2 protein-coding genes are annotated in these 11,487 nt (G+C 36.7%); both read left to right on the top strand.

Features of this window, described 5'->3' with window-relative positions:
• Nucleotides 1-344 precede the first annotated feature (344 nt).
• A complete protein-coding gene (locus J3U36_RS04935) occupies nucleotides 345-1,346 on the top strand; it encodes a hypothetical protein (protein ID WP_267385846.1) in 1,002 nt (333 codons plus the stop codon).
• The gene (locus J3U36_RS04930) at nucleotides 1,346-11,230 is read left to right on the top strand and encodes an SdrD B-like domain-containing protein (protein WP_267377855.1); all 9,885 of its coding nucleotides are present in this window, start codon (nucleotides 1,346-1,348) and stop codon (nucleotides 11,228-11,230) included. Before J3U36_RS04935 ends, J3U36_RS04930 begins: the two co-directional genes overlap by 1 nt.
• The last annotated feature ends 257 nt before the right edge of the window (nucleotides 11,231-11,487 follow it).

Below are 11,487 nucleotides of genomic sequence, written 5' to 3'. Positions count from 1 at the left end.
ACACTACGCTGGGCGATTTATATAAAACCACATTAGAGCTGGAGCACCGCAATAACCACAATTATGGTGAGGACAGCACGCATGAAATGCTGGTGGCGGCGAAACTGGAACGCTCGTTTTTTGACGGACGGGACAAGGGTTACATCATTCAGCAGCTGACGTTAGGCAAATCGGGTGATGTGTCAAATGACAACCGCACGACGGTGGGATACAGCTCCCAGATAACGGACAGCATTAATATTGGCGCGGAATTATTTGTGTCGAACCGGGGAGGCGGTGGTGGCATTCAGGGCAGCTGGGATGTGAATGACCGCACCAACTTATACACGAAGGTACTCAATGATGTGGACTCAAGTTCGGGTCGCGGTATTACAACGGTATTCGGTGGTCGAACCAAGGCGACGAGTCAAATGGAATTATATTCCGAGCGACAATTTAAAACCAACCGCATAGACCACACGACATCGGATGTTTATGGGGTAAGTTATAAACCGACGGAAGCCCAATTTATAGAGGGGTCTTACTCGATAGGCCGTGTGAGCAACCGTCACCGCAATCACACCAGTTTAACCGGAAATGATGAAACTCGTCGGGATATTTATGCCGCTGGTTATGGTTATAAAAATGATTTATTTCAAATACGCAATCGTCTGGAATATCGGATAGATGAAGGTAGTGAACGCATAAGACAATGGGTGACCACTAACCGGGCAAAGACGGTGGTCAATGAAGACTTAAGTTGGCTTGGACAATTTGATTTTGCCAAAACGTTTGGTAATCAAGATGATTCAAGTGATGTAGTAAGTAATTACACGGAGTCAATGATCGGTTTTGCCTACCGACCGCAAGTAATCAATAATCTGAACCTTTTTGGCAAAATGACCTATGTGTATGGATTAGATCCGGATGACCAGTTGATAGTGAACTCAACATCATCAGGTGGTAAACGTTATACGTCGAGCTTGTATGACCAAAAGAGCTGGGTATGGTCATTAGAAGGTGTTTACGAATGGAATGCGAACTGGGAAACGGCGTTTAAAGCAGCACAAAGGCAGGGTCATTTACGTTATAAAGGTGAAAGCGATTGGTATTCATCAGGCGCTGATTTATATGCACTAAGGATTAATTATAAGACGGGTGACTGGGAATATCAGGTTGAAGGGCGAACGCTACGTACAGACCTGGCAGATGACCACAAAGACGGTTTAGTGACCAGTGTCTATCGTAATGTTGGCGACAACATCAAGATGGGTGTGGGTTACAACTTCACGGATTATAACGACAACTTAACACGCTTGAACTACCGTTCACATGGTTGGTTTGTCAATGTAGTGGGGAGTTTCTAATGAACAGTTGGCAAAAAGTTAACAGTGGTCAAATACGTTTACCCGTGCAAATAAAATCAGACCTAAAAGCTGAAAATCGAAAAGAAGAGAATTTACGCATATCAGGAGAGAAGATAATGCGAATTAAGTGTAATGCAACAGCGAAAATGAATGCTAAAAAAAGATCTTGGGTTGATGTTTTTAGTTACAAAGCGATATTACAATGTCTAAAATGGATGTTGCTTTCCGCCTTTATGTCGTTAACAATTGTATCGGTAGCTAATGCAATTCCAATAGCGGGAAGGGTATTTTTAGACTACGATGATACCGCAAAAAATGTAACCTTTCCGTTACAAGGCTTATCCGTGACATTAAAAGATGATCAAGGGATTTTAATATCAAATGAACAGACAAACGATAATGGCCAGTATAACTTTGAAGTTAACACTTTAGGAAATTATATCGTTGAAATAGCAACCAATAATGGGGAAAGCGTTTCCAAAAACGTAACTGTTAGAGGGGCAACAGGTGAATTAGGTCAAAACCTCTTTTTAAAAGGAAAAGGGGGAACTATTCATCTAAAAGTTAAAAATGGTACAGATGCAGGTATTAACAACATTCCTGTAAAAATGAGAACTCAATCAACGGTTGGGATGGTAACCAATACGGATAATAATATCGTATTAAAAACAGATAGTAATGGCGAAATAGAGATAAAAAATACATTATTACAGGTTAAATATGAGGCTTTTTTTGATAAAGACGTTGATCTCTTTTTAAAAACTCGAAATTATAAATTATGGGACGTCATATTACCAGATAATAGTCATCAATATGCTGAACTTATTTCTTTTAAGATGGAAGGTTCAGATCAAAGTGGGCAATTTAATCTTAAACATCGTAATACCAATTCTGTTGATGGTGTTGTTGTGGTTGATAGAAATAACAATAATACCTATGAAGCTGATATTGATACTGGTCTACAAAATATGAGGGTCGAGTTGTATTATTCCGGTACAACAACCAAAGTAATGGGAACCGATACCGTTATTACAGGTGGTGATGGTAAATACAGCTTTAGTGATCTCGCTGTTGCAACTTATGATATTCAGGTAACAAATGTCACTTCTCCACCTTTTACTACTGATAGTAAAAACAGGGCAAAAGCACAATTAACAATACCTGACTCAACTGGGGTGCCTAGTGGTCCTAATTTCTTGTTTCAATTAGATCCTAACGATACATCTTTATCCAGTATATCTGGAAATGTGTTTGTACTAGGACCTCAGCAATATATTATAGCAGGCCCGGATTCAGGTAAAACGGGCAATAATATTCCGCTTGCGGCTCAAGGTAGTACAGGACTTAATACCACTGTCGAACTTTACCAACATAATGGAACCGATTGGGAAAAAATTGCTTATCAATTTACCGGTAATTTGGGCGCCTATCAATTTGTCGGATTAGTAAAAGACAAAGATTATAAAGTTGTTGTCACAGAGTCAAATATAAATTTAAATAATACTGTTTTTGTCAATGACACAGACGGTAAGTCAACCAGTACCTCCTCTAAATCAAGAAGTACGCATAAAGGAAAAGTCACATTAAGTAATGGTACACAAGCTAACATTGCTGCTAAAGAGATTATCGTACCCAAACTTAACGAGAGAAAAACCAACCAAAACTTTTGGTATTCACCAATACGTAAAGATTTAGGTAATTTATTAGTCGTCAATTATTTGAAAACAGCCAATGGAAATTGGAGCTGGAGTTCTACAATTAATGGGCTTGAAGCAATTACCGCCAGTACTTATACTAAAATAGCCTTTTTTGAAGAAGATGGTGTGACTCAAGCAACCGATTTACAAGGTAATAAATTAGAAGTCAGCTATCAAAAACCGGGTTTTTATGGCGTAAGAGGCTCACAAAATTATCCTATCGATCATGCGGGTTTATTTTATTATTCTGTTGTTGAATATGATACGGATAATTTGGATTATCCCGAATCATATAATGGCGAATATTCGATTAATGTCACTCCAAATAGAACTTGGGAAGATACCCTTTACTTTACACCAAAAAGACCCAATACGATTTCTGGATATGTGTATTTAAATAATAGCCATCGAGGGGCTTTAGGCACTTATAATCCAAATCAAGATACACCAATTAAACAAAATCGGGTTACTTTGGAGCGTAAAGTATTTGGAAAATGGACAGTTATCACTGAATTTGCAACAGATAACAAGGGTTATTACAATTTCACCAATTTGCCTAATGGAGAGTATCGTGTTACGGCTAAACAGGAGTATGGTGGCGACAGTAATATCAAGGCTGGCGATGTTGATTTCGAAAATAATGATCAGAATAGCGGTTCAAGTATCGATCCTAATGATAATAAAAAAACGATATCAAGCATTGTTGTTAATGCGAGTGGTGGTAACAAATATAACAGGGATACTAACATCTGGTATAAATTGAAAATTAATGAAGATGTTCTTCGTGGTTCAGTACTGTTAGATACATGGTTAGGTGATGGTGAGATACAAACCGGGCAAATGTACAATGCTAATGACTTACCATTAAAGAATGCTATTGTTTTACTTTGTGAAGATGACGGTACCAATGATTGTACTGAAAATGGAAGTAATTTTATTGGGAAAAAACTAACCAATGCCAAGGGTGAATATAGTTTTCAAGGGCAACAAGATGGTATTAATCGAGATGTGACTTATATCGTTAAAGCTATCTATTCAGGTACAACGGCTGTCACAAATACCGCTAAAGAGTTAGCACCAAGTTATAAAGTACAATTTAAACAACTAGATGTCCCGATGACGAAAAACTTTCTAATGCAAGGAAAAGGACAATTTTCGGGGGCACCGGTTAATGATCTCAATGGCGATATGGACTATGCAGGTGAACAAACACTTGAGAAAGGCGATGGATATTTTGATCTCTATTTCTGGAATGGAAGTAATTATGAAAAATGGAGTGTTATTGGTGATTACTATCGAACGATCAATCTAAAATCATTACCAGAAGGCAAATACCGTATTGTTCATCAAGCAGATAAAACTAAATATTTAGATATTGCCGATAAGGATCCTTCTTCACCTCCTGGTACAGTAAATTTTGAAGTATTAGCTGATGGCACATTAGCAAATATGGATGATAATAATCAATGGTTTATGCAAGCAACGATAGCGCCTTCAGGGCTCACTGAAGCCTTGTCAGGTAATATTTATTTAGACATCACCGGATCAACTGAAAAAAATGAGCAATCGGTTTTATTAACATCAGATGAATTACAACGGTATAACCTTTCAGATTTATCTGTAGAAGGGGTCTTTACACCCAGAATTTATCCTAATTACTATGATAGAACGAAAAGTATCGATTCTATCCTTGCAGATCCTGATTTTGTTGATAACAAAGTAAAACAAAATGGGCGATTTGTTTATAATAAACAAAACTCAACTCGGTATAATAATTTATATCTGACAAGTATGTTATTGCGATTAAATGGATTGGATCATAGTGCTTTCAAATTAGTTGGTAATAGCAGCGCATCTAAAACAGAAAAAACTTATCTTCCAAATGAAATAAAAACAAATTTGGAATATATGCAGGTTTATTTATTACCAAGAGGTGTACCGAATCAATATTGGTTAATTAGAGCCAATAATAATACTGAAATTAGCGGTCAGCTTTATTACGATTATGATGATAATGGTAGTTTTGATGCGTCTAAGGGTGACGTGCCAATCACTGGTGTACGTGTCGAAATTTATCGTAAAGGCAGTAATAAATTATATTCTTATACCAAAACGGACAATAATGGTAAATATCGTTTCAGTCATCTTTTAAATGATAATTACACGATAAAAGTAACGGATACAGGCTTAGATAAACGTTATGAATTGAAAAGTCCTTCTGATACCGTGAACGATGTTCAAATCACTGCGTCGACGCCAATTTTATCAGGTGGTGGTTTAGACTTCATTTATAAAAAAGAGGGGGATGCATCGATATCGGGTTATGTCATGATCGATATCAATAATAATGGCCAACCCGATATCAGTTTCAATAGAACGGGTGATGTTCCTGTTTCAAATGTAACTATTAATTTATATAAAGGAAGTGACGCAACAGGTACGCCATTTAGTACGATTAAAACCAATGAAATTGGCTATTATAGTTTTAGTTTAAGTAAAGATGATTCGAAAGCTAGCCTTTATACTGTTGAAATTGAACCGCCGAGCGGTTATGGCGTGATAGCGAATGCGGATAACAATACGAACAAAACTTTAAATCCGATATCTTTTAATACTAAAGGTGGTAGTCAGAAAGGTAAATACTTCTTATTAGCAGGGAAGACAAATGCTAATCCATCGGCAGGTATAACCAGCACTACCGCAACAAATAGTGGTATTTCGGGCAAAACATTAATTGGTGATCCTGCTGCTGCAACCGGTGAGCCATTAGGTGGGGTATTACTCAGTTTATACGATGCTACGACGAATAAAGAAATGGTTCGCCAGTATAGTGATGCAAATGGAGAATATCATTTTTATAATTTGCCAGATGGTAACTATAAAGTCAGTGTTATTTTAGCCCCACAAAACTATGTTATTGTTGGGAATAGCGAAAACTCAGTGCAACCGATTGATACCATATCAAATATCATTATCAATAATCGAGGTATTGACGGTAAAATATTCTATTATAATCAGGCTAGCTATGATGGTATTCAAGGTAATGTGTATATCGATTTTAACGATTCTAACCAAGATTTGAATCATACAAATCAATTTGCGCATCCACTTGATGGCTCGGTACAGGCAACTGTTGAATTATATTCAGGATTAAATGCCAGTGGACAGCCATTGATGACTCAAAAAACCAACAATGGTCATTATCATTTTGCCAATCTATTATACGGAACGGGTGTTAATTACTCTGTTAAAATCATAATGAATTCGATTAGTGACTATGATTTCAAACAAAGTAAATCAGGAAATCAAGCACAAAATATCGTTATTCCTGTCAGTGGATTACCTTTAGAAGGATCACTTGATAATCATTATCTTGTTTTAGGTAAGCAAAAAATTGGTGGTGATGTCTGGATTGATTTTAATAACAATAAAATCAAAACGGTTGATGAGCTTACTAATGGTGTGAAGGTGAATCTAAATTACAAGGTTCCAGGCTCAAATCAATATAAAACGCTTAAAACAATTGAGACGGATAATATTTCTTTAAATGGTAATCCATCGAAAAATGGTCAATATCTTTTCGAAAAGCTACCTATAAATTATTATTATCAAGTAGAAGTCATTACACCAGATGGCGCTAAACTTATTCCTGCATCAGAGATAGCAAATAATAAAAATATCATTGATTTTATGCCGCTAACTAATGATGATTTCAGTAGTAGTACTGGATTTAATTATGACGGTATTATCGCAGGACAAGTAACGATTGATGTGGATAATAGTCAAAGTAAAACAGATGTTGATACCAGCTTTGCTGGGGTCAAACTTAATTTGACAAAAGTGCCAAGCCCAAATTCTAATGCGACTAATAATCAAGCAACATTTTCAGTAATAACTGACAGTTCAGGAAATTTTAAATTCGAAAATATGTCACCAGGTCAATGGGTTCTTTCTGCTGATAACTCACAAACAGTGGCAGATTGGAATAATTATGCTTTAAATTATACTTCAATGAATAACAGAACGATTGTTGGGCAGAATAATAGTTTGTCATTAGATATTAACTTAACTGTCAATCAACCTTCAATTGACAATATCAATATCGGTTATCGAGGTAGCAGTAAAATCACAGGTTATGTGGTTATTGACCGAGATGATGATGATCAATATAGTCAAAACGATATGGCATTTGGTCAGTTATCTACACCAATAACCCCAGTAATAACCTTAAATTCAGCAAACAATAAATCGGGCTTCGCACCTAAAGATATATCGGTTGACCCATTTACAGGTGCTTTTGAAATAGACGGATTAAGTCAACATAATTATGAAATTACAAGCACAGTAAATCATAATGATTATAAACTTGTCTTTAGTCCAGGAAATCCAGCAACGCCATCGGCGATAGCAACGTTTGATATTAATGGTCCGAATGACAGTCGGTATGAACTTAATCCAGAAAAACGTGCTTTCGGTTATCAAATTAAACGCAACTTATCAGGAACAGTTTATTTGGACGCAAGCGGAAATGGTTCTTATCAAACATTCCATACAAAATTAGAGGGTGCTGTTGTAAAAATTGAAGGTGAATGGAATAACAAAAAAGTGACAGAAAGCCAAACAGTTGGTAGCGATGGTCAGTTTTCGTTTACTAACATTACTGAAGGCAAATGGACAGTTTCGGTTTCACATCCAACACGTTCAAGTTTAGTTTATAGCTATTTTGTTAAAAAATCAGTAAATCCAACTGGGACCAATACTAATAGTATTAGTTATCAGGTTGATTCAAATACCGGTCGAGATATCAAACTTGATCTAGGTATGAAAGGTCAAAGTATAATTACAGGTATGGTTGTTCTGGATAACGATGTCGATGAACAATTGTCACAAGGTGATACCGGTATTGCTAATTTAACCATAAACCTAATCGATCCAACTAATGATACTGTTATCTATAAACAAACGAACACTGGCAGTAATGGTTATTTTGAATTTAATGGTTTATCGAGTGGTAATTATCGAATTCGAGTGACGGATCCTGCAAACGCTTTAAGTGGTTATGTCATTAGCTTTAGTCCGACAGGTAAGTCATCGACGAATAACGCATTCGATATTGCCCCTGTAGTTGTTTCAGCGGACAACGACCAGAAAATCAGTAATGATTTTGGTTATAAAGGTAATATAGGTATAAGTGGTCATATCTATCAAGATATTATGGGTAATGCTGTTCATAATGCTAATTATCCTACATTATCTGGGGTTGAGGTGAGCGCCATCAATCAAAGTAATAACGCAAAAGTTTCGAGCGTTTCACTCGCTGATGGAAGTTATGCAATAAACAATCTAACGTCGGGTGTATGGATTGTTAAAATTACGGGTTATCCTCAAGATTGGAATTATAGTTACGTCAATTATGCTGTTAATTATTCATCCATTGATCAGGTCAATCCTGGCGAGTTGAAACTAACCATTTCTGCCACAGATACCGCAGGTAAAACTATCGACTATGGCTTGAAGGGGAGTGCTAAAATTGCTGGGCGAGTGGTTGTCGATATGGATATCAATGATAATGCTAGTTTGAATTACCATGCGGCAGCTATTGATAGACCTTTAAATGGTATTCCTGTTACCCTCAAAAGTAATGGCTTAAGTGGTGCGCCTGAAATCAGAACGACAACGGATAGCAATGGTCATTACCAGTTTGATAATCTAACGGCATATAATCAATATGAAGTGAGCGTTGATGATAGCACCTTATTGCAGTCTGGATATCAAATCAGTTTCAGTCCAGCCATGGTTAATGGTGGAAATGCAAGTAATCATGATATGTTAGTGGTAGCGGGTGTTAATCAACAAGTTGACAATATTGATTATGGTTATAAGAGTCAAAAAGCGTTAAAAGGCAAAATTTATAAAGATTACTCAGGAAAAGGTATACATCAGACATATCATACTACTTTAGCCGGCGTTACCGTTGAAGCAAGGGATGCGAATAATCCTAATATTCTTCTAACCGCTGTGAGTGATGCTAACGGTCAATATGAAATCAATAATATTGCAGAGGGTGAATGGATTATTACTGTTCAACCAGTAGCAGGTTCAGGCTATAGTTATAGCTATGTGGTTAAACCACAAGGTATGCCTGCTACTGATGTTCCAAATGGAACAAAACTAGATATGAATGCGGCATCTTCTCCATTAGTCACCAATGTTGATTTCGGTCTAAAAGGTCAAGCAAGCATTAGTGGTCAAGTTGTGATTGATATCGATACCAATGATGGTAACACAATAACAGCTCAAGATATTGGTATTGATTCACTATTCCCGCATTATGCCGTTGAATTATTTGTCGAAAATGATTTGGTTGATAGTGTTGAGGCAATAAGTACAGGCACAAATATTAATGATCTTGGTCAATATAAGTTTGAAAACCTAGTTTCAGGTGTTAACTACAAAGTTAAAGTCTCTATTCAAAATTCTAACTATATAAGTAGTTTCTTACTAACAGATAGTAATATTGCTGCAACAACGAATAAGACTGATAACGAAATGGAGGAAATTTACCAGTTTGCGAGTGCAACCGATCATGCTCAAGGAGTAATTTTTGCTTGGAGTGGGATAAGTGGTATTAAAGGTAAAGTGTTCTTAGATAACAATGATGATGGAGAGTACAATCCTTCAATTGATAGCTCAGTTAATGCGCCGGTCACATTATTATTCGAGAATGTAAACAATCCTGCTATCCACTTTACACACACATTAGCAGCGAGTGATGTTGATTATGAAATTAACAATATTATTCCGGGTAAATGGAAAATTGAAGTTACGGGTATACCGACGACTTTAAGAGCAAGCTTTGATCCGGATGATGCGCATCATGATCGTAATGGCACCGTAAATACCCCTAAAACAGAAAACGTGGCAACATTAGATATTTCGGGTAGTTTAATCGATCAAAACTTTGGTTATATCAATGGAGGATTCATTGAAGGAAGAATTCTTGATGATAATCAGGGCGGAGGGTTAAAAGGTGCTGCTAATTATAATGGCTTAAAAGGTGTGAATGTTTACTTATTAGATAGTGATAAACAACACATCTTAGATAAAAATGGTCAACCGGTTAAGTCAATAAGTGGTGAAAATGGTAAATTTAGTTTCCGTAACCTCATTATTGATACCAATAATAATGGTGCAGTGCGATACTTTGTTAGAGTCCTGTATGGCGAGTATAACGATGGTAGTGTCAATGTTGGTCGTGGTAATCCTTTATTTGATTTGATACCGTCATTTGATCAATACGCAGACAATAACGGTAAAGTAATTGAACATGACTTAATTAATTTAGCTAATCCACCGGCTTCGGTAACATTCAATGGTGTGGGTGGTGCTCACACTGTGCCTGTCATGTTAAAAGATATGTCAACAACTTTGACACGGTTAGCGAATGAAATGCTATTGGGGTATCGTAATTCGGATGAGGATGTCACGATAATTAAAATGGCACAGAAAGATAATGTCGTTGTAGGTGATATCGTGCCTTACTCAATTAGAATTATCAATAATAGTCCGCGTGCTTCAGCTATCAAGATACAAGATATCTTACCGGCAGGCTTTAAGTTTGTTAAAGGTTCAACGCGTCTTGATGGTAAAAAAGTTGCTGATCCTAGTGGCGGAAGAACGGTCACATCTCAGGTCATCAAATTGAAATCTAACGATGAAATAACGCTTACTTATATGCTGGTGGTCGGTTCGGGGGTGACTCAAGGTGAATATACCAATACAGCGAAAGCGATAAACTCATTAACCGGACGAGTAGTCTCCAATATATCTCATGCAACCGTGACGGTTACGGCTGATCCATTATTTGATGATGCGCTTATTTTCGGAAAAGTGTATGTCGATAAAAATGGTAACGGTATTCAAGATGAAGGTGAAGAAGGATTGGGTGGGATCAAATTGGTTACGGCTCGGGGTGAAATCATTACAACCGATGCAATTGGTCGTTATCACCTAGTCGGTGTATCGGGTGGTCGTTGGGAAAGAGGAGCCAATTTTGTGATTAAATTGGATACCAGAACATTACCAAAAGGCTATGAAGTGATTGGGCGTAATCCTAAAGTGATTCGAGTATCACCGGGGTTACCTAGCAAAGTTGACTTCTTAGTTTCAGAGGTAAGTAATCCATAACAATTGGATTACGGGCAAAATTTGGATAAGGATATCCAAATTGTAACGTGAAGTTACATTTACATATTTATTTAAGACTTGTTCTATTTTATTTTCCTCCTTTTTCGATATATCAGAAAAAGGATGGAAAATTTTTTTATTTTATCGGAATTTCTTCAGTCAACAGCAATGCAAAAAAATCGTTTATAATTGCTATGAAATAGTTAACTGTCTGTTTTAAAAGCTTATTAAAACTGTTAAACACTTTTTAAATCAAA

Origin of the sequence: Gilliamella sp. B3817 (assembly GCF_026536705.1) — a bacterium.
Classification (GTDB): domain Bacteria; phylum Pseudomonadota; class Gammaproteobacteria; order Enterobacterales; family Orbaceae; genus Gilliamella; species Gilliamella apicola_I.
Note: the sequence above shows the minus strand (reverse complement) of the source record. Positions and strands in the feature narration are given on the sequence as shown.